This window comes from Konateibacter massiliensis (genome assembly GCF_900184995.1).
Classification (GTDB): Bacteria; Bacillota; Clostridia; order Lachnospirales; family Lachnospiraceae; genus Lachnotalea; species Lachnotalea massiliensis.
On the sequence record NZ_LT860099.1, the window covers coordinates 2,382,657 to 2,404,076 of the forward strand.

16 protein-coding genes and 1 other annotated feature are annotated in these 21,420 nt (G+C 39.8%); of the genes, 4 read left to right on the forward strand and 12 right to left on the reverse strand.

Translation table 11 applies throughout. From position 1 onward, the window contains the following. Window positions 1-30 precede the first annotated feature (30 nt). The 7 genes from mazG to CTY48_RS16720 form a co-directional block, all read right to left on the reverse strand. Window positions 31-735, reverse strand: coding sequence for a nucleoside triphosphate pyrophosphohydrolase (gene mazG / locus CTY48_RS16690; protein WP_099469582.1), 705 nt, complete (start codon window positions 733-735; stop codon window positions 31-33). Window positions 736-750: 15 nt separating this feature from the next. Continuing rightward, a complete protein-coding gene (locus CTY48_RS16695; RefSeq protein WP_099469583.1) occupies window positions 751-2,484 on the reverse strand; it encodes a phospho-sugar mutase in 1,734 nt (577 codons plus the stop codon). 191 nt (window positions 2,485-2,675) lie between these two features. Further along, window positions 2,676-3,920: a peptidase associated/transthyretin-like domain-containing protein gene (locus tag CTY48_RS16700; RefSeq protein WP_099469584.1), complete on the reverse strand. Its 1,245-nt coding sequence runs from the start codon at window positions 3,918-3,920 to the stop codon at window positions 2,676-2,678. Window positions 3,921-4,084: 164 nt separating this feature from the next. After that, complete coding sequence (locus tag CTY48_RS16705; protein ID WP_180272764.1) at window positions 4,085-5,107, reverse strand: CotS family spore coat protein; 1,023 nt, start codon at window positions 5,105-5,107, stop codon at window positions 4,085-4,087. Between the two features lie 315 nt (window positions 5,108-5,422). Further along, a complete protein-coding gene (locus CTY48_RS16710; protein ID WP_236355009.1) occupies window positions 5,423-6,769 on the reverse strand; it encodes a CCA tRNA nucleotidyltransferase in 1,347 nt (448 codons plus the stop codon). 3 nt (window positions 6,770-6,772) lie between these two features. Beyond that, window positions 6,773-8,212, reverse strand: coding sequence for a proline--tRNA ligase (gene proS, locus CTY48_RS16715; protein WP_099470209.1), 1,440 nt, complete (start codon window positions 8,210-8,212; stop codon window positions 6,773-6,775). 161 nt (window positions 8,213-8,373) lie between these two features. Beyond that, window positions 8,374-8,579, reverse strand: a binding site (T-box leader). A gap of 95 nt (window positions 8,580-8,674) precedes the next feature. After that, complete coding sequence (locus tag CTY48_RS16720; RefSeq protein ID WP_099469587.1) at window positions 8,675-9,649, reverse strand: helix-turn-helix transcriptional regulator; 975 nt, start codon at window positions 9,647-9,649, stop codon at window positions 8,675-8,677. A 312-nt stretch (window positions 9,650-9,961) separates the two neighbouring features. Here CTY48_RS16720 and CTY48_RS16725 point away from each other — a divergent pair, with 312 nt between their 5' ends. Next, the gene (locus CTY48_RS16725; RefSeq protein WP_099469588.1) at window positions 9,962-10,921 is read left to right on the forward strand and encodes an ABC transporter substrate-binding protein; all 960 of its coding nucleotides are present in this window, start codon (window positions 9,962-9,964) and stop codon (window positions 10,919-10,921) included. Between the two features lie 100 nt (window positions 10,922-11,021). Here CTY48_RS16725 and CTY48_RS16730 read toward each other — a convergent pair whose 3' ends face one another. Then, window positions 11,022-11,693, reverse strand: a complete 672-nt coding sequence (locus tag CTY48_RS16730; RefSeq protein WP_099470210.1) for an RluA family pseudouridine synthase — start codon at window positions 11,691-11,693, stop codon at window positions 11,022-11,024. Window positions 11,694-11,867: 174 nt separating this feature from the next. On the opposite strand from CTY48_RS16730, the gene CTY48_RS16735 reads away from it, so the two are divergent. Further along, complete coding sequence (locus tag CTY48_RS16735; RefSeq protein WP_099469589.1) at window positions 11,868-12,938, forward strand: HD-GYP domain-containing protein; 1,071 nt, start codon at window positions 11,868-11,870, stop codon at window positions 12,936-12,938. An 87-nt stretch (window positions 12,939-13,025) separates the two neighbouring features. Here CTY48_RS16735 and CTY48_RS16740 read toward each other — a convergent pair whose 3' ends face one another. Then, window positions 13,026-14,678 carry a helix-turn-helix transcriptional regulator gene (locus CTY48_RS16740; RefSeq protein ID WP_099469590.1) on the reverse strand — a complete coding sequence of 551 codons (1,653 nt, stop codon included), beginning with the start codon at window positions 14,676-14,678 and terminating at the stop codon, window positions 13,026-13,028. A gap of 315 nt (window positions 14,679-14,993) precedes the next feature. Here CTY48_RS16740 and CTY48_RS16745 point away from each other — a divergent pair, with 315 nt between their 5' ends. Then, window positions 14,994-17,018, forward strand: coding sequence for a methyl-accepting chemotaxis protein (locus tag CTY48_RS16745; RefSeq protein WP_099469591.1), 2,025 nt, complete (start codon window positions 14,994-14,996; stop codon window positions 17,016-17,018). Between the two features lie 58 nt (window positions 17,019-17,076). Here CTY48_RS16745 and CTY48_RS16750 read toward each other — a convergent pair whose 3' ends face one another. The 3 genes from CTY48_RS16750 to CTY48_RS16760 form a co-directional block, all read right to left on the reverse strand. Then, on the reverse strand, window positions 17,077-17,766 hold the full coding sequence (locus tag CTY48_RS16750) for a response regulator transcription factor (RefSeq protein ID WP_099469592.1): 690 nt from the start codon (window positions 17,764-17,766) through the stop codon (window positions 17,077-17,079). Further along, entirely contained in the window at window positions 17,759-19,210 is a 1,452-nt protein-coding gene (locus CTY48_RS16755) for a sensor histidine kinase (protein ID WP_099469593.1), read from the reverse strand. The genes CTY48_RS16750 and CTY48_RS16755 overlap by 8 nt, the downstream gene beginning before the upstream one ends. A gap of 108 nt (window positions 19,211-19,318) precedes the next feature. After that, the gene (locus tag CTY48_RS16760) at window positions 19,319-20,158 is read right to left on the reverse strand and encodes an AraC family transcriptional regulator (RefSeq protein WP_328587814.1); all 840 of its coding nucleotides are present in this window, start codon (window positions 20,156-20,158) and stop codon (window positions 19,319-19,321) included. Window positions 20,159-20,351: 193 nt separating this feature from the next. On the opposite strand from CTY48_RS16760, the gene uxuA reads away from it, so the two are divergent. Continuing rightward, entirely contained in the window at window positions 20,352-21,416 is a 1,065-nt protein-coding gene (gene uxuA, locus CTY48_RS16765) for a mannonate dehydratase (RefSeq protein WP_099469594.1), read from the forward strand. Window positions 21,417-21,420: the final 4 nt, after the last annotated feature.

Sequence of the window (21,420 nt, forward strand, 5' to 3'; positions counted from 1 at the left end):
GTATTTTTGTGGGTTTTTTTTGCAAAACTGCTAATTTTTATCCTCCAACGAAGAAATCAGCATTTCCAGCTTATCAATAAGTGCCTCTTCCCCCTGTATTTTACTGAGTTTTGCAAGGTTTGCACAGTCCAGTAGGATGCCGCCTATCAGGTCATAATTCGACTCACCATCTTGTGCACTTTGCACTTTTAGATTGTCTAATCTTTGTCTAATGTTGTCAATTGTATCTTCCATATTTTGTGACATGTGATAAAATGCATCTGCTTTTTTCAGTACTTTTTGAGCCCTCATCAATGCCGGTAATTCCAAAGGAATCTCCCTTAAAACAGAGGTTACCCATGGTTGTCCCTCTTTTTCTTTCTTCTTAATCTCATCCCATTTCTCCAGTACTTCACCGGAGGTTTCCAAATTTTCGCTGCCAAACACATGAGGGTGGCGCCTGATCATCTTTTTACTGATGCTGTCAATCACATCATCTATCGTGAATCTGCCTTCTTCCTCCGCTATCTGGCTATGCAAAAATACCTGTAAAAGAACATCTCCAAGCTCCTCACACAGATTTGTATCATCGCCTGTCTCCTTGTAAATACGAATAGAGGCAGCAAGTTCTGCTGCCTCCTCCCGCATACACGGTTTCAGACTTTCATGGGTCTGTTCTCTGTCCCACGGACAACCATTTTCTGAGCGAAGCGTCTTAATAATATCTCTCAATTCATCAAAACTGTACTCTGCCATCTCTTACTCCTGTATTTACAGCATTGCATTGATCATGGCAAGCACTTCCTCGCCAAGCTTGGCTGATTTTTCATCCGCGTTCTCCAATGAGCTGCCCTTGATACCATAATAGAATTTAACCTTTGGTTCTGTTCCGGAAGGTCTTACACAAAGCCATGCATCATCATTCAAATCATAATAAAGAACATTAGAGCTTGGAAGACCTGTCTTTGTTGTCTCGCCTGTCTGCAAGTTTACAACTGTATCCTTCTTATAATCTCTTGCGGATAAAACAGTATAATCTCCGATTTTTTCAGGTGTTTTATTTCGAAGACTCTCCATAATACTTTGAATCTTCTCTAAGCCCTCGATTCCCTTCAAGGTGATAGATTTGATATCATCTTTGTAGTAGCCGTATTTTTCGTACATCTGAACCATAGCATCCCAAAGAGTCATATTCTTTGTCTTGTAATAAGCTGCTGCCTCACAAAGCGCCATTGTCGCAACGATAGCATCCTTATCTCTTGCATGAGTTCCGATCAGACAGCCATAGCTCTCCTCAAAACCAAATAGGTACTCACCCTTGCCTGTCTGTTCAAATCCTAATATTTTCTGTCCGATAAACTTAAAGCCTGTCAGAACTTCTATAAGCTCAACCTCATAGTGCTTTGCAATTGCATCTGCCATATTGGAGGTAACGATTGTTTTGATTAAAGCACCGTCCTCTGGAAGTCCTTTTAATTCCTTCCTCTGTCCGATTTCATAGTCTGCCAAAAGACAGCCGGACATGTTGCCTGTCAGTGTGATGTATTCTCCTGTTTTGCTGTCTTTTACATAAACGCCTAAACGATCCGCATCAGGGTCTGTTGCAAGAACCAAGTCTGCGTCCTTCTCCTTTGCCAAATCAAGAGCAAGCTTAAATGCAGCCTTATCCTCCGGATTTGGATAGCTTACCGTCGGAAACTCTCCGTCCGGAAGTTCCTGCTCCGGCACAACATATACATGTTCAAAACCAAGCTCCTTCAAAACTCTTCTAGCCGGTATATTTCCGGTTCCGTGAAGAGGAGTATAAACAATCTTAATATCTTTTTGAACAGCCTTGATGCTGTCAGGGCGAAGCACGTTTTTCTTAAGCTCTTCCATGTATGCATCGTCAATCGCTTGTCCGATTACTTCATATAAGCCCTGCTTCTGCGCCTCTTGCTTGTCCATTGTCTTAACGGTATTATAATCAACTACCTTTTTTACCTCATCCATAATTCCGGTATCATGAGGCGGTGTAATTTGTGCGCCGTCCTCCCAGTATACTTTATATCCGTTATATTCAGGCGGATTATGACTTGCCGTAATATTGATTCCGGCGATACATCCAAGTTTTCTAACCGCATAGGAAAGCTCTGGAGTCGGTCTCAGGCTCTCAAACACGTAAGTTTTAATGCCGTTTGCGCATAGGCAGAGTGCCGCTTCGTCTGCAAATTCCGGTGACATTCTGCGGGAATCATAAGCGATTGCAACGCCTTTGCTTTCTGCCTTTACATTTTTTATATAGTTTGCAAGCCCCTGTGTTGTCTTACGCACAACATATTTGTTCATGCGGTTTGTTCCTGCGCCAATGACACCTCTAAGGCCCGCCGTACCAAATTCAAGGTCAGCATAGAAACGTTCCTTTATCTCATTTTCATCTCCTGCTATTTGTTTCAGTTCACCCTTCGTCTCTTCGTCAAAATATGGGTTATTCAGCCACTCTTCATAGTTTTTCTTATAATCCATTTTCTTTCCTCCTCTAAAGCTATTTATTTATATGAAAGTGTGAGCGAAGCTCACACTTTGCGTCCGAGCGGGTTGCATCGCAACTACTTCTACTTAGCGAGGTACGCATAAGCATTTTTATATCATAGGAAATTCCTATGATATAATGTGTGAGCGAAGCTCACACTTCGCGAAACGAATCTCTTCTTGCACTACTCGGTCAATAAATCGGTCAAAACATCAGTCAGCACACTCTCCACACCTATGTCCGTCGAATTTGTTGTATCCGTACTGTCTGTTGTGCCGCTGTTTAAGCCTCCTGTAGTCCCTGTTCCCGTGGTATCTGTTCCTGTTGTGCCGTTTGTAGTACTGCCATCTCCGGTCTTTGATGTCTTATCCTGACTGTCTGATGTATCGGAAGTGCTCGTCGTATCTGAGCTTGAAGCAGTTCCCGCATTAATCTCAATCTCCGCATAACTGCTTCCCACTACAAGCGTCTGTGTATAGTCGGAATATCCGTCCGCTTTAACTCTGACGCTATGAGCTCCATAATCGACTACAACCAGCTCGCTGTAATCTGTCTTTACCCCATCAATGTAGAGGATTGCACTGCTTGGTGTTATTGTAAATTTTAAACTTCCGGATTTTTTGGCGGCACTTTTTAAGTCTCCCACGTCCACAACCGTCTTTTCGTTGCGTCTTACCGTGACACTCTTTGTCCCTCCTGCTCCGTTCTTTGCAACTGTTACCTTATGACTTCCCTCCGAGGCAACTACGAGCATATCCTCCGTTATCGGCTTTGCACTTTCCTGACTTATCTCAATCCAGCCGTCAATAAAGGTTTCATCATTTTCCAGAGAAATATAACCATGTCCTCTTGTCACAATAATCGAGCAGACTTTTTTATCAATTCCCTTGACCGTGACAATATCAATCGCGTTTAAGTCCAAAAGGCTGCCCTCTTCGCCGTCCGACATTATGGTAAGGCTGTCTCCATAGCGGTACTTCTCGCCTCCCAAAGATATTGTTTTCTCCGTTTGGTCAAATGAAAGGTTTTCAATTTGAGTGTATTCCCATGCCTTGGAAGAAACCTGAAGCTTCCTTGCCATAGAATCTGTCTGGCTGTAGTACAAATTGATCACTTCACCCATTTGCACCTGTTTCATACTTATGGCACTCTCATATTGGTTTGTCACGTCGGTCGCGCCCGAATAATTTAAGGTAAATTTCTCTCCGGAATCTATTTTTTTAACGGTCACCGTCTGTTTTTCTTGATCAACAGCAACCAAAACACCTGTCTCTTCGCTGTCATATTTCTCTGACCAAGCAAGCTCCTCTTGTGTTTCTTCCGTAGCATCTGTTTGATCGCTGCTATTTACATTTATGCCTGTGCTTTGACAGCCGCCTAATACAAGTATGGCTGACAAAAAACACAATACTTTGAATCGGTTGAACAATTTATCACCTCTTTTGTGCCTTTAATCTAACGACATCAGGAGCATATTCGCATGCTCATATGCACGCACTTCGTGCATTATGCGCACTCACTTCGTTCGGCGCTGTATAATGTCTAACGACATTATACATGATATCCCTCAAAAAAGAAACCAAAAACATTTTGTCAATTTAGAAAACACTTCATGCCATTAAGGTCTGAACCATCTCCAAAAATTTCCTTCAAAAAACTCCATTTTGCTTTATTCTGCGCCGCGAGCGTTTCCAGCTTCTCAATATTTTTAACAGGTGTCCATGCCTTATTCGAATTATAATAATGGTTGGCAATCTTCCAAAATTTTTCGGGATAAATAAAGCGAATTAACAGATTTTCTAATTCGTCTGTACTCAGCCTCTTTATTTCGTGGTAAGCCTCAAGCATTTCCCTGCCCAAGCTGATTTCCCAATTATTTTTCTCCAATATTTTTCTCATAAAATTATATAAATCCGAAATCTGAGGTCCAATTCGGCATTTGTCAAAGTTCGTGATAACCGGAAGCTGTTTGCTCACCAGGATATTATGGTGGTTGTAATCACCGTGACATACCGTTTTTTTAGTAAGTGCCTCCTTTAGCAGTTTTTCGTAATTGGACGACTTTAAGCGCTCTACCGCTGCAATTGAGTCCTTTTGGAACATATCAAATACATTGATAAAGCATATTTCATAATCCGTTTTCTTATTTTTATCTCGCACAAAGTTTCTTACCTTTTTCAGCTCCTTATTGTGCTTCTCAAATTCCTGTGTTAAATCCTCGCACCTATGATTCGGGGGAAAATCATAGTCTGGCACTACCATCTTTTCGTGCAGCATTGCCAGCAGCTTAACAGCCAGCAGAATTTCACTCCTGTTTCTGACGTCAATTTCCCGCCCCTCATACCATTCCTTCACAACATACAACGCCTCGTCCTTGTCCTTTGTCACCAGTTCCCCATTTAAATTTTCCACGAAATAATCTATATGAAAAAACTCCGAATCCTTGAGTAAATTCTTGACCCTGTTCTGAAATTCCACTTTTGAACCTTGAAACCCTACTTCCTTCACAAGCTTTAATCCTTTGTCCGTCTCACAGATAATACTTTGACGCCCCTTATATGTGCGGATCACATTGATATCATATTGTTCCCATATTAAAAGTTCTTTTTCACTCACCACAGATTCCCCCTATTCCATATTCTTTTCTATCTTATGTATGGTTTAGAGGAATTATGATAAGTGGAAATCTACTCTTAATGAAAAGTGTGAGCTTGCTCACACTTCGCGCCCGAGCGGGTTGCGAAGTAACTACTTCCCCTCCGCGAGGTGCACAGAACAAAGCGAATAAGTCCGCATTAACTCCCTAATCCCTCACTCATGAGGGACTTGACCGCTTTGTCGCGCCGAATGCAGCCACGTAGTGACATCTCCCATTTGCATTCGTTCGCATAAAAAATAGGTTACAGCTTAACCTAACGTTCAAACTGTAACCTATTCTTTCATTTTAATCGCCTTCGAAATCAAATACGGATAATTGTTATGTTTTGGTTCCTCTATGACATCAAGCAACAGGGTATTCAAAATGACTCCCATCTGCTTTCCCGGCTTGATGCCGTTGTCAATCAGGTCTTGTCCGGTAACTGCCAAAGTTTTTAAGGAAACGCACTCTTTGTCCTGCAAAATTTCATGGTAAAGCTTCTCAACCGTCTCGATATTGAGGAGCTTTTCCGCTCTCTTATATTCGCTCTGCGCCATCGTATCGGCGCGCTTTACCTTTAAAAGCTCAAGAAAACTGTCCTCGCCTACCTTATTCATCGCACGCCGCACAGCTTTCTTTCGGCTGTCAATATCCGTGTCATGATATTTAATCAGAAGGCAAACCTTATTCATCGTGTCATTATCAAACCGAAGCCTCTTTAAAATCTGTCTGGCTATCTCGACGCTAAAATCAGGATGACCGTAAAAGTGGTCGACCCCCTTCTCGTCAGTCGTCCTCGTATCGGGCTTTGCCACATCATGAAAAAGCATAGCAAGTCTGAGTGCCTTGCTGTTCTCAATCTGCTCAACTGCCTTTATCGTATGTTCACCTACATTGTAGAGGTGGTGAGGATTGTTTTGAGGGCATTCCATCATCTTATCGAATTCGGGAAGTATCACCTTCGTGATTCCGGTCTCATATGCCATCAAAAGTCTGTCAGGGTTCTTTGAAACAAGCAGCTTGACAAGCTCTACCTGAATTCGCTCCGCGCTGATATGCTCTAAATTAGCCGCCAGCTTTTGAACTGCCTGCCTTGTCTTTTCCTCAATTTGAAAGCCAAGCTGTGCAGAAAAACGAACTGCCCTTAAAATCCGAAGTGCATCTTCACGAAAACGGTCCTCTGCATTTCCCACACAGCGGATAATGCCGCGTTTCAAATCCTCTATTCCGCCGAACTCATCCACAATGCCGCTCACGTCATTGTATGCCATCGCATTTACGGTAAAATCCCTGCGTTTTAAGTCCTCAACCAGACTTCTTGTGAAGGAAACACTTTTGGGATGCCTTCCGTCCTCATATTCACCGTCGATTCGGTAGGTTGTCACCTCAAACCCTTCACGCTCCAGCATAACCGTGACGGTTCCGTGCGCAATTCCGGTATCAATGGTACGGAAAAATATTTCTTTTACCTCTTCGGGTGTTGCGGACGTCGTAATATCCCAATCATCAGGAATTCTGCCCAGAACACTGTCACGGACACAGCCGCCTACCGCGTAGGCTTCGTATCCGTTTTCCAGTAATTTATTGATAATAATCTTTACTTTTGGGGGAAGTTCTATTCTCACTCTATCACCACTCATTTTTTAGTATGCTTTACCCCAGTATACTAATTTTTTTGCATCTTTTCCACAACAAACGCATTTTTCTGAAATAGTTTCCTGCTCAAACGGCATACAGCGGGAGGTTGCCGATGTGTCTTCCTTGATTTTATTCTCACAAGCCTCGTCACCGCACCACATCGCTTTTACAAAGCCAGGCTTTGTCTCCAGAATTTCCTTAAATTCCTCATAGGCCGCAGCCGAATAGGTATGTGCCTCTCTGTGCGTTCTCGCCCTTTCAAGCAAATCATGCTGCATTGCGCCCAATATCTCTGCCACCTTCTGATTCAACTCTTCAAAGGAAACCACTGTTTTCTCTCTCGTATCACGTCTCACAACAACACACTGGCCTGCCTCGATGTCCTTTGGTCCAACTTCCACACGAACCGGGATTCCTCTCATCTCTGCCTCCGAGAATTTCCAACCCGGACTCTTATCGGTCTCATCCACTTTTACGCGGAAGCCATTGTTTAAAAGCTGTTCCTTTAACTCGGAAGCCTTTTCCAATACGCCCTCTTTTTTCTGCTGAATCGGAATAATCATCACCTGCGTCGGTGCAATCTTAGGCGGAAGAACAAGACCGCTGTTGTCCCCATGTACCATGATAATTGCGCCAATCAGTCTTGTTGTCATACCCCATGAGGTCTGATGTACATACTGAAGTTTATTTTCTTTGTCTGTATACTGAATACCGAATGCCTTTGCAAAACCGTCTCCAAAGTTATGGCTTGTTCCTGACTGCAATGCTTTCCCATCGTGCATCAGTGCTTCAATTGTGTAGGTAGACTCCGCACCGGCAAACTTTTCCTTATCGGTCTTCTTGCCCTTAATTACCGGCATTGCAAGCACGTTTTCACAGAAGTCTGCATAGAGGTTTAACATCTGTATCGTTCTCTCCTCTGATTCCTCCTCCGTTGCATGAGCGGTATGTCCTTCCTGCCACAAAAATTCTCTGGAGCGAAGGAACGGTCTTGTTGTCTTTTCCCAGCGTACAACGGAACACCACTGATTGTAAAGTCTCGGCAAATCTCTGTGAGACTGAATATCCTTTGCGTAGAAATCACAGAACAATGTCTCTGAAGTCGGTCTCACACACATTCTCTCCTGTAAAGGTTCCAAGCCGCCATGTGTCACCCATGCCACCTCCGGTGCAAAGCCTTCCACATGGTCTTTTTCTACCTGAAGCAAGCTTTCCGGTATGAACATCGGCATATATACGTTTTCTACTCCTGTTGCTTTGAAGCGGGCATCCAGCTCCTTTTGAATATTTTCCCATATAGCATACCCAGCCGGTTTGATTACCATACAGCCCTTTACGCTGGAATAATCAATCAGCTCTGCCTTTTTTACCACGTCCGTGTACCACTGTGCAAAATCCTCTTCCATTGAGGTGATTGCTTCTACTAATTTCTTGTCGTTTGACATCTTTTTGCTCCTTTCATAATTGAGTGCGCATAATATTTTTTTTGCGCCAAATGCAGTCACGTAGTGACATCCTCCGCTTGCATTCGTGTGCATAATATTTTTTATATCCTAGGAAATCCGAAGGAATTTCCTGGGATATAAAAAAGCCTTCCAATCCCTAAAAAAGGGACCGAAAGGCTTATATCGGCGGTACCACCCTGATTAGCTGTAAAAACAGCTCTCCTCAAATTCTTTATCGCAGAATATACGCTATACTTTCATATAGAGCTCCAAGGCAGGTTCCACAAGTTCCAAGCAAGAGTCTCACACCAATCAACTCTCTCTCTGATCTTTTTCCTTCTGTACTAATCCTTATCAACGCCGTTTCACATTGTTTATTCTTTATGATGTATTCTATGCTATCCGGCTCATTTTGTCAACCCGCTCTGTCAGCGTTTTTTCTAATCTAATAAATATAGACCATTACAAATTAAAAGCCTTTCTAAATTCACTGGGCGTAATCCCATGTACTGCCTTAAACGCAGAAGTGAATTTTGATTGATTCTGATAGCCGCATTGCTCCGCAATATTATGGATACTCAAATGATCTGCCCCTAATAACTGCATTGCACGTTTCATTTTTTCAATACGGATATAATCATAAAGTGAAACTCCGTACAAATTTCGAAAGCTGTTTCTAAGCTTACTTTCGCTCATTTGCGCAAGTTTACACATTTCGGTTATACCGGGTGCGTTTAGTATATCGTTATCCAAAGCAACCTTTACTTTATAGATCTTCTGTTCATTTTCCCAATTCACGTAATGGACACGACTTCTCCTTCTTATGGGTTCTTCCGGATAGTTTTGCGCGATTGCAGACAGCAACAGAGTTACCATGCTTTCAAGGCCTAATAAAGGAAAATCTGCATTTCGTACCGCCCAGCGGATTTGTTCTAAAATCAGCATGATATACGGTGTATTATAATGCTGGGATTTCCAATTAACAGCATCTTCAACATGAAATATCGGTGCATTTTCACGTCCCTGCAACACCTTTTCAATAAAATCTTCAAAAATAAGTACGCTTGTAAAACATGCATGTACACCTTTTGGGAACACAAAACTAAATGGTTTTTGAGGATTTATAATAACATGAGTCATCGGTGTCAGCTTTTGAGGCAATTTACCCTGCTGAGAAATTGTGATATCGCCGCAATCGATACAGAAAATCCACATGGCTGGCTTGCTTACATTGATTTTGTGCCGTATTTGCTTTGTGGGAGTAAACCAGGCACTTGCTGTAAACACACCTTCGGCAGGATGCATTTCATGAATCCAGCCCTGTTCCCAACTTGGAGGAAAATGGTAAATAAGACCATTACCGATTGGTCGTGTAGCTAACCTATGCTCCTTTGCCAAAGCTCCCCAACCCAAAGTATATATTTCCGTTTCATTCATACGACACCTCCTTACATTTATTAAAAGCAATATAGCACAAGCCTATTACTATTTCAATTTATTTTTACTCCAATCTGTTTTAGTCTTGCTCCAAATCAGTTAACAGCTTATTATAAAACTATCTATTAGCCTTATAATATAGCCCATTCTATAATTATCTTATATTTTTAACTTCCCAATATATTGTCTAACAGCATTTGACATTGCTGATTTTAAATGCTAGACTTTACTGGGTTAGATAAGACTAACTCCAATTTATCATGGTAGGCGCGCCAAGACAAATATCGATTTTATAAAAAAGGAGACTTAAATATGAAAAAAAACCTATACATAAAAGCAATTGCGTCATTATCTGCACTTGCAATCGTTGCAGTAGGACTTACAGGCTGCGCAGGCAACAAAGCTGATACATCCGCCTCTTCTCAATCAACTTCATCAACTGAAGCTGCGGATGCAGAAACGGAGAATAATAGTACAAAAATCGTGAGTACCGTTATGGGTGATGTAGAAGTGCCGGTAAATCCCCAAAGAGTGATTGCCACCTATGGTATGGGTGATGTCATTGCGCTTGGAGTTATTCCGGTAGCTACCTATGACGTTACAGGCACCGCATACGAAAAAGAAGTGGAGCAACTACCGGTATGGGACGGTTTTGAGTCCGAAGAAATTATGTCCTATGATCCTGACCTAATTCTTGTTGTAAATCAGGAACAATATGATGAAGCATCCAAAATTGCACCGACTATTCTCATTCCTTTCACCGAGCTTTCCATGGAGGAGCGAATTACCTTCCTAGGTGAGATTCTTGGCAAGGAAGAGGAAGCAAAAGCAGCTCTTTCTGATTTTGAGGGAAAAATTAACAACGCAAAGGCTGAAATGGAGACTATGGGAATTGCTGACAGCACCTTTAGTATTTTTGAAGCCAGCGAGAACGGTATTTGGGTATATGGTGATAAATGGGGGCGTGGCGGAGACATCCTCTATAGCCACTTAAAATTAAATGCACCGGAAGTTATTCAAAGTGAAATAATCGGAAAAGATCAGTATCGAGATGTTTCTTTGGAAGCAATAAATGATTACGCCGGTGATTTCATTGTATTCAGCGGTAATTTAGGTGATTTGGAAGATAACCCTGTATGGAATTCAATACCGGCTGTAAAAGACGGTAAAATCATTCCCATAGATTTTACACTTTTCTATGATATTGATATTTATTCTTCAAATGTTCAATTAGATTATCTTATGGAAAAATTAAAAGAAATAACACAATAATATAGTGCTGGTTCACTGGTACATTTATCTCCGGCGCCGATTCGTTTCGGCGCTGTTGATATATGTTTATTTACAATCATGGAGCAATCTTTCTTTTTACTTAGATAAGTGTTGCATATGGCCCAAACATTTCATGAACCGGTGCCGCTTGAAACGTCATAACTTCCTTGGTTACGGGATGCGTCAGCACAAGCTTATAGGCGCAAAGGGCAGGGTTCACCCCTCTTTGCCCGGCAAATTCCTTGTTGTACTTGGTATCGCCCCACAGAGGCAGTCCGGCATTTGCCATCTGCACCCGTATCTGATGATGCCTGCCCGTAAACAACTCAATTTCTGCCAGAGAAATTCCATCTCTGCTACCCAGTATCTTATAGAAAAGCTCGCTTCTTTTTGCCTGTGGGTTTCCCTTTTTCACCACAGCAGAAGTATTTGTCTTTCCGTTTTTCAGCAGATAATCCTCCAGCTTTTTCTCCTGCTCCTTGGGTGTTCCGCATAAAAGTGCAAGGTAGTATTTTTTCATTTCACCCTGGCTTATCTGCCTGCTAAGCGCTGCCGCGGCTTCCTTTGTCTTGGCAAATACCAAAATACCCTCGACCGGCTGGTCTAAACGATGCACAACGCCGATGTAGGAATCATTTTCCCGCTCCTGCCTGTACGTTCTTAGCTGGCTTACCATGTCAATTTCACCGATTTTTGCGGTTTCTACCGCTATACCCGACTGTTTTTGAACGATTATAATCGATTTATCCTCATAAGTTGTTTTAATATTCATGTTTATTACCCAAATTCCTTTATTTTTCACCAATGTCTTGAAAAAAATACCTTGGTATGATAACATATTTTTCACACGCTATAGACTTTTTATTTTATTGCACATCAAGATTTAGCTTTCCCTATTATACAAGCGTTTTTAGATAGATTCAATATAGAATCACAGGAGTATACAATGAGATATATCCCCATTCATAATATTCATCCCGGGATGTTACTTGGAAAGACAATTTTTAATAGTAACGGCACCAAACTATTAAATCAAGGCAGCCTTATCACAAGTGAACATTTGGAGCGCATTACGGCCTTAGGATATCCAGGCTTGTACATTGATGACGAGCTGTCAAAGGAATTAACACTCAACACCGAGCTTATCGATACCATCAAAATCGAAGCCGTTCAGTCATTGAAAAATCTGTTTATCTCTCCTTCCGCGGATTCTGCATCTTATCAGGACGAAATAAACTTTTTATCTTCCAGCCTAACTAAAATTATAGATGAAATAACGTTGAATTCCGACGTCATTGCCAATATGGTTGATTTGAAAATTTATGATGATTACACTTATTTTCACAGCATTAACGTCTCCATTCTGGCATTAATCATCGGAAATTCTTTGCGGCTTCAGAAAAAGACTCTGATACAGCTTGGTATGGCCGCCATGCTGCATGATATCGGCAAAAAGTTTACTCCTATTGAGATTTTGTCAAAACCGGGAAAACTGACTGACGAGGAGTTCACCATTATCAAGGAACACCCTTACAATGGCTACCAGTTTATTAAGGACAATTTCCCTACAATTTCTGCTACCGCTTATGTAGGAATACTGCAGCACCACGAGCGCTATGACGGCTCAGGCTATCCTTGCGGTACAAAAGCTCAGGATATTTCCCTGTTCGGTCGTATTTTAGCCGTTTGTGACGTATATGATGCACTTGTCTCTGAGCGTCCTTATCATAAGCCTCATCTTCCTTCCGAGGCACTGGAATTTATTCAGGGCGGCTCCGGCACCATGTTTGATCCTGCCATCGTGCTTGCCTTCAGCTACAAAATAGCCTCCTATCCACTCGGCACGGCTGTTGAGCTCAGCAACGGCGAAATTGGCATTGTTGTCAAAAACTATGAAGAATTTAATACCCGTCCAAAAGTAAAAATCATTAAAAACAATGTAGTTTCTCATTATATCGATTTAAAGTCTGACTATGATGCCCGTAATATTACGATTGTAGGTATTACCACTATTTAAAAACATTACATATGCTTACTCGAAAGAAACATAATCTATTCTTTTGTATTTTTTAACAAAACACTTTAAATGATTTTTATAGATCACTTAAAGTGTTTTTTCATTTATATAACAGTTACTGTGCCTCTCAAAGCTCTTGTTTTTGTCCAATACTTGTTCATTCTTAATTAATTCATTATGAATAATGGCAATATAGCTTTCTAGCAGCAAAATAACCTCTTTTTTTTCTTTATACAAAGGTAAAATTTTTTGCCACAACGAATTATAATATTCAACAAAAGCTTTCACTATAACAGGGTCATTAATAGATAGACAAATTCCAGTTTCCCCCTTTCCCTTTTCAAATATATTCAAATTCACTACCTTTCGCTCCTTAATAAAAAAAGAGCTGTTTTTAATTATATCCTCTATATCATGAAGCATAAGTGCAATATGATAATTATCATGACTTTTAATAACATTAATTGCATATGTAAGATATTCAATTGCATCTAACGACTCTATGGGAATTACTTTTATTCCGGTACAGGTATAAAGATATATAAGTTTATCTTGGCACAATTCTTCCAGCGTTGAAGTAAAATAGATGTCCTTGTATTGATGGTGCTGCAAATTTTTTAAAAAACAATTTGCTTGCTTTTGATAATCATGAATAGAAAGCTCCTTCTCTTGCTCTGTCAAATCAGTCTGAATTATTAGTTTTTTATATAGATTTTTCGGAAGCAAAAGTCTGCTGAAGCTGCTATTATAGCTGAACTGGTTTCCAAATTGCTCATCCATTTCCATTAAGCTTCCAAAATATTCAGCTTTTATGTCTTCAGTATAATATTTCAAAATGTTGTTTGAGTTATCTGTTATTAATAATTTGGCGTAATTAGTTAATGTTTCAACAGCTGATTTATTTTCAAAATAAAAAGCACTGTTAATCCCTGTACAAGCATCCGTAGGAAAACATGACATTGCCCCAATACCAGGTACAATATACAGCTCTTTTCGAATCATAAAGCTTTCTTGATTTGTCATATGGTAAAGTTTAAGCTTTCCGGTTTTAATAAGCGGAAAAATAAAAGCAATAAACTTAATAACATTGTTAATGCTGTTATCTAGCTTTAATAAAATATTTATTTGCCAGCCGTTATTAATGGCTTCCAAATAGGTATTTTTTAGATAATCTAATCTTTGGTCTGAGAAAAAATAGTGATCTAAAATATTATGATATGTTACATAAATTATATTATTCTCTTTTTGACTATGTCGCTTTCCCCTTTCAAGCAAAGACGTATACGCAGAAAAAATACTGGGAATGCTATAAATTAATTTATCATTGTGAGATAAATTAATGGTATCCCATAATGGCTTCCCAGTTTTACTTCCCGCCCTATCACTAATATTATCCATACTTTTTTTTTCTTGTTCTTTACATAAAGCAGAATGCTTTAAGGAAGCAAGCAGCATTTTATATATTTTTTCCTTTGCACCGCTCTCCGGAATTTTTCCGCTTGATGGTAAACTGCTAAATAATTCATCTATCAGCTTAGCCTGCAAGGGATTATTTATATTCACTGCTAAATATCCTGTTATACTGTCAATATATATAGTTGATGGAAGTCTTTTCTCGTTTATCCAAAGACTTACAAGCGAATTGTCTACATTAATAGCTCTTGCTAATTGGCTCATTTTCAAATCTAAGGTTGATAAAAAAAATTTTAGACATTTGCCAAAAGTCATCTCATTATACATTTTTAGTCACTCCTTCACAATGTCATACATAAACCAAACATTCATAATTCAAAATTTATATTTCATTTTGTCAAGTCAATGTCAATGACATTCAAGCTTCACCCATTTCAATTGTTACATAATTCTACTATAATCTAAATTATTATAGCAAAATATGACACGAATGAAAAGAACATGGATAGAATATTCTTCTGCATTATTATACCAAATACAAATTAAAAGTATACATAAATTTATAAATGTATGTATTATTGTTAACATAAATCAGACATATGCATCAAAATTTCAAGCACAATATAAGAAGGAGAAACGGTTATGACGAAAGAAAAAAAAATCAATGGCAAATTGAGGAGCATTAGGTTTAAATTAATTTTATATTTTGCAGCGTTAATTCTATTGTCCTGTGGAGCACTCGGAGTTATAAGTAATAAAGTAGCAAGCAATATTATAATTGAAGAAGCAGAAAATTCATTGCGCATGCTGGCTGATGATGCTTCTAAGTTAGAGAGCAGCCGCTTAGAAACACAAAACAGAGCATTGGAAATGATTTCTTCTTTAAGAGAAATTCAGGGCATGGATTGGAGTGTGCAGCAACCACTGCTTAGATATGTTCTAGAAGAATCAAATTTTACAGAGCTAGGAATTATACAGATGGATGGCACTGTTCTTTATTCAGATTCCAATAGCAGCTCCATCGTTCTGGATAAATCCGACTCTCTTAGAGGCGCATTGAACGGAGAAAGCAATGTGGTTAGTTTTGCTGTCAGTCCATCCACCGGTGAGCTTGTTTTAGTACAAGCAGTTCCAATTAAAAACAACGGCAAGGTCGTTGGTGCTCTATTGGGTCGCAGAGACGGCAGCGCATTAAGTAAAATGGCCGAAGATACAGGCTATGGAGAAAATGGCTATGGATACATCCTTGACAGCAACGGAACGATAATTGGTCATAAAAACATGGATTTGGTAAACAATCAATACAATGCAATTAATGAAGCCCAAAAGGATAAAAGTCTAACCGAAACAGCTGAGACCATTCAAAAAGCAATAACAGAAGAAAATGGTGTCGGAAGCTATCGTTATGACGGCGGCAACTATTATGTCGGCTTCTCCTCCATTCCTGAAACAGATTGGACATTTGTGCTAGTAGCAAACAAAAGTGAAATAATGGAACCGCTGACCACATTACATATCTTTATTCTGGGTATTACCACTGTAATTTTAATACTCAGCATAATTATTATTTATGTAATCGGAGCCTCAATTTCAAAACCAATTATAAAAACAAGTGATTACGCAAAGAAGGTAGCAAATTTAGATTTGTCTGAAAATATTGATTCAAAATACTTAAAAATGAATGACGAAATAGGAGTGTTGTCAAATGCACTATTTGATATCACAAATGGTTTTAGAGAAATTGTGGGTAATATCAGTGATTCATCAAAAGAGGTATCCCTGGCTGCCGGTGTTCTGACATCAACATCACAGCAAACGGCTGTTGCTTCTGAAGAAGTGGCTAAAACCGTGGAAGAAATTGCACAGGGTGCCACCGAACAGGCGAAGCATACGGAAAATGGCTCTATAAAAGCAGGACAACTGGGCGAGACCATCGAAAAGGTACAAGGATTTATCCAAGATGTATATTCTGCTTCTAGTCAAGTAATGGAGGTTGTATCTGCCGGACTTACAGAAGTCGATTCTCTAAGCAAAATAACGGAAGAAAGTACTGCGGCAATTAAAGAAATCTACGAAATCATTACAAAAACCAATGAAAGTTCGAATAAAATCAGCGAAGCAAGCAATGTTATTGAATCTATCGCTTCACAAACAAACCTGTTGTCCTTAAATGCAGCTATCGAAGCGTCAAGAGCCGGAGATGCCGGCAGGGGGTTTGCCGTTGTCGCAGAAGAAATCAGAAAGTTAGCCGAGCAATCTTCTGCCTCTACAAAGTTGATTTATAATATTGTAAACGAACTACAGGGAAATACAGCAAGTGCAGTTACAACAATGCAACGAGCTTCTTCTATATCAGAAGAACAGTCTTGCAGCGTTAACAACAGCAAAAATAAATACATGATTATATCAGATTCAATGAAAAATTCGATTAACGTTGTAAATACACTAAATACTGCCGGCGATAACATGCACAAAATGCGTCAGAGCATAATTGACGTTTTGGAAAATTTATCTGCAATTGCAGAGGAAAATGCAGCGTCAGCGGAACAAGCTTCCGCTTCAACGGAGGAGCAAACAGCATCTGTAGAAGAAATTGCAGCCGCCAGCGATAATTTATCGGAACTTGCAATAAAATTAAATTCCCTTGTGCAAAAATTTAAGTTATAAAAACGTAACCTTTGCACAAAAAAACGAGCGTTGCAGAACAGATGCAGCGCTCGTTTTTTTACACCTTAAATCGGTAACCCACTCCCCATATCGTTTCAATATATTGCGGCTTCGCTGTATTAAATTCTATCTTCTCACGAATTTTTTTGATATGCACCGTTACCGTTGCAATGTCTCCGATTGACTCCATATCCCAGATCTTGTCAAACAGCTCTTCCTTTGTATACACATGATTCGGGTTCTGCGCAAGGAAGGTAAGAAGGTCAAATTCCTTTGTCGTAAATGTTTTCTCCTCTTCATTGACATAAACTCTTCTTGCCGTCTTATCAATTCTGATTCCTCTTATCTCAATGATTTCATTCTCCTGTGCATTGCATCCGATTAATCTCTCATATCTGGACATATGCGCCTTTACTCTTGCTACCAGCTCACTTGGGCTAAACGGCTTTGTCATATAATCATCCGCTCCAAGTCCGAGTCCTCTTATCTTGTCAATGTCATCCTTTTTTGCAGAAACCATAATAATCGGTGTGTTTTTTACCTCTCTCACCTTTTTGCAGATTTCAAAGCCATCCACAATCGGAAGCATTAAATCCAGAATGATAAGGTCAAAATCCTCACCCAAGGCTCTCTTCAGACCAATATCCCCCGAGTTTTCAACCTCAACGCGAAAACCGCTGAGCTCTAAATAGTCCTTCTCTAAATCCGCTATGCTTACTTCATCCTCTACTATAAGAATTTTACTCATAAATCTGAACCTCCTGATATTTTCTTAGCTTAAAGTACATTGCTGTTCCTGTCAACTCTTTGCTTGTTACCCAAATCTCACCACCGTGGTCTTCAATGATTTTTTTCACAATTGACAATCCAATTCCGCTTCCTCCTTTAGCAGAGTTTCTTGAAGCATCCGTGCGGTAAAAACGATCAAAGATAAATGGTAAATCACTTTCCCCTATTCCCTTTCCATTGTCCTCAATCTCGACCTCTATAAATTCACCGTCATCTCTGATTCTGATATTGATAAATCCCTTTGGCTTATCCAGATATTTGATGGAATTGCCGACTATATTGTTAATAACCCTCCGCATCTGTTCTGCATCCGCAATAATCAGTGTATCTGCAGGAGTGTAGTTTGCAAAATTAAGCTCAATATTTTTTGACTCCAGATCAAGTACGATCTCTTCAATACAATCATTAAAATAATGCTCTACATTTATCTTTGTAAACGTATACGGAATGCGGTTTGTATCAATCTTGGAATAAAATGTCAGCTCATTAATCAAGCGGTCCATCTCATTTGCCTTATTATAAATCGTTTTGATATATCTGTCCATCTTTTCAGGTGTATCAGCCACACCGTCGATAATTCCCTCCACATATCCCTTTACCGCTGTGATAGGTGTCTTCAAATCATGGGAAATATTGCTGATTAACTCCCTGCTTTCGCTGTCATACTTTACCTTTTCCTCCGCCTGTTCCTTTAACCTGCTTCGCAATTCATTGTAATCGTTTGCAAAATTTTCAATCTCTTTTACCGATTTCACCTTAATTTCAAAGTCCAGATTCCCTTCCTTGATATACTCTGAGGCATCCTTAATCTGTATAATCGGACGAATAATACTTCTATACAAATTAGCTGCTATACATACGATGGAAATCATCAAAACAGCAAGCAAAATATTAGTGAGAAGTACAAACATCTTTCTCAGGTTGATAATGTTCTCATTCAAACTTGTAATAATATAAATTGTTCCTTCTTCTCCGCTTGGATACTGAAAAGAAAGTCCACGCATAAAGGTGAGCATTCTTGTATTCAAAAATTTGGCTTTCTCCAAGCCATCATCTATCGTGTAATACTTGTCCATATTTTGGCTCTCGTAATCCTCGATAAGAAGAAAGGAGGATTTCTCCGACAGCTTCTTGTTTATCTCTTCCAGATACCCTTTATCTGCAAGTTTCTCCGGTGTAAGCTCCACTACCTGTGCAAGCTCGTCATAGATTTCATCCGTCATTGAGCTGAAATAGCGAACCGGATTAAAAATAATTTCAAGTCCCCTGCTCTCACTCTGGTAAGTTCGCTCGATATTCTGAATTTTCGCATATCCTACCACAATCATAATAGCCAACGTTATTACGACCGGTGCCACGAGCAATATTAAAAACGAGACGCATAACCGTGTTTTCAGTTTCATAATTATGAAATTCCCTCTCATTGATTTTCAGAAATTTTAGAAAACTTTAAATTTTAATATACATTATAGCATATTTATTTAGCGTTCTAAAGTGATATTATATAAATTTTACCAAATGTTTTCATTTATTTCATATTTGTTTTTAAATTCCTTCGGTGAAATTCCGTATTCTTTCTTAAATGCTCTATAAAAACTAGAATAATCACGAAAACCGTATCGTTCATACACGCTGCTTATTGTCTCATTTCCTAATATTGCTTCCCTGCATACCTGCAACCTCTTTTTGGTAATATATTGATGAATGGAAATTCCGATATTACTTTTAAAGGCATGAGAAATATAATACTTGCTCACATAAAATTTCTCCGCCAGCGCATCCAGAGACAAATTTTCTTCCGGATTCTCATTGATATAGTCACACAGCTTTAAATAGAGCGCTTTTTCCGCCCGAAACGTCTTGTCGCTGTTTTGGTCATATATCATACGATTTAGGAAAATAAGCAGGCTGCCCAACCGCAGTGTAATTTCCGCATCTCTCGCAAAGCGGTCGCTTTTTATCTCCTCGATAAGGCCAAATATCATGGACTGAATCGCATTGAAATCAATCGGATCAGTATGAAACACATATTTTTTGCTCACAAGCACATGCTGCATCAAATATCCATAGTCCTTTGATACCTGCATCAGTTCATTCAAATAGTCCCGGCTGACCCAGAGGACAAAGCGTCGATAAGGCTTCTGGGCGTCAATAAACCTTGGATAGTGGCTTGTGTTCGGAGGAATCAGCACAAAATCCGCAGGCTGGATACGGTGCGCCTCGTCTCCGATGCACATATCCATGTCTCCCTCTAAGAAAAAATAAAATTCATAGTAATTATGGGCATGCGGCTTGACCGGAGACATCACCTTATCATTGTAATAATAAATTTCAAAATCCTTAGACAGCATATACTGCCTCGTACTAAACTTGGTTTGCAGCTTTTTTTTGATAGAAATCCCTCCTTTTTTTACTAGTATATCAAAAGACAACAACTTTTGCAATGTACACAACAACTCTATCAATTGGATATTTTTTTTAAACAAGTATAATGAGGATAACAAATAATTTTTTAGAAATTTAAGAAAGAATGGGGTATTTACTATGGAAATGACAATTAGATGGTATGGAAGCAAACACGACAGTGTGACCTTGGAACAGATCAGACAGATTCCGGGTGTAACCGGAGTTATCACAACGCTTTATGATTCAAAACCAGGCGAGGTTTGGAGCAGAGAAGACATCCGCGCAATGAAGGAAGAGGTAGAAAAAGCCGGACTTCATGTAGCAGGTATCGAGAGTGTAAACATACATGAGGCAATCAAGGTTGGTTCCCCTGACCGCGAGCAGTATATTGAAAATTACATCACAACACTTGAAAATCTCGGAAAAGAAGATCTTCATCTCGTATGCTACAACTTCATGCCTGTATTTGACTGGACTCGTACCGAGCTTGCAAGAAAACGTCCTGACGGCTCTACCGTGCTTGCTTACAATCAGGATGCTATCGATAAAATCGATCCTGAAAAAATGTTTGAATCAATCGACTCCGATTCAAACGGCTTTGTCCTTCCGGGCTGGGAACCAGAGCGTATGGGAAGAATCAAGGAACTTTTTGCAATGTATGAAAATATTGACGGCGATAAGCTTTTTGATAACTTGAAATATTTCTTAGAGCGCATTATGCCAACCTGCGACAAATACGATATCAACATGGCAATCCACCCGGATGATCCGGCTTGGAGCGTATTCGGACTTCCGCGTATCATCATCAATCAGGAAAATATTCACCGCATGATGAAGATGGTAGACAACCCACACAACGGTGTTACCTTCTGCTCCGGTTCCTATGGTACAAACCTGCAAAACGATTTGCCTGAGATGATTCGCTCCCTAAAGGGCAGAATTCACTTTGCACATGTACGTAACTTAAAATTTAACTCTCCTACTGATTTTGAGGAGTCCGCACATCTCTCCTCTGATGGAACCTTTGATATGTATGAGATTATGAAAGCACTCTATGACATTGACTTTGACGGTCCAATCCGTCCTGACCACGGAAGAATGATTTGGGGCGAGGTGGCAATGCCAGGCTACGGCTTATACGATCGTGCACTCGGCGCAACCTACTTAAACGGTTTATGGGAAGCAATCTCAAAGAGCAATTAAGGGA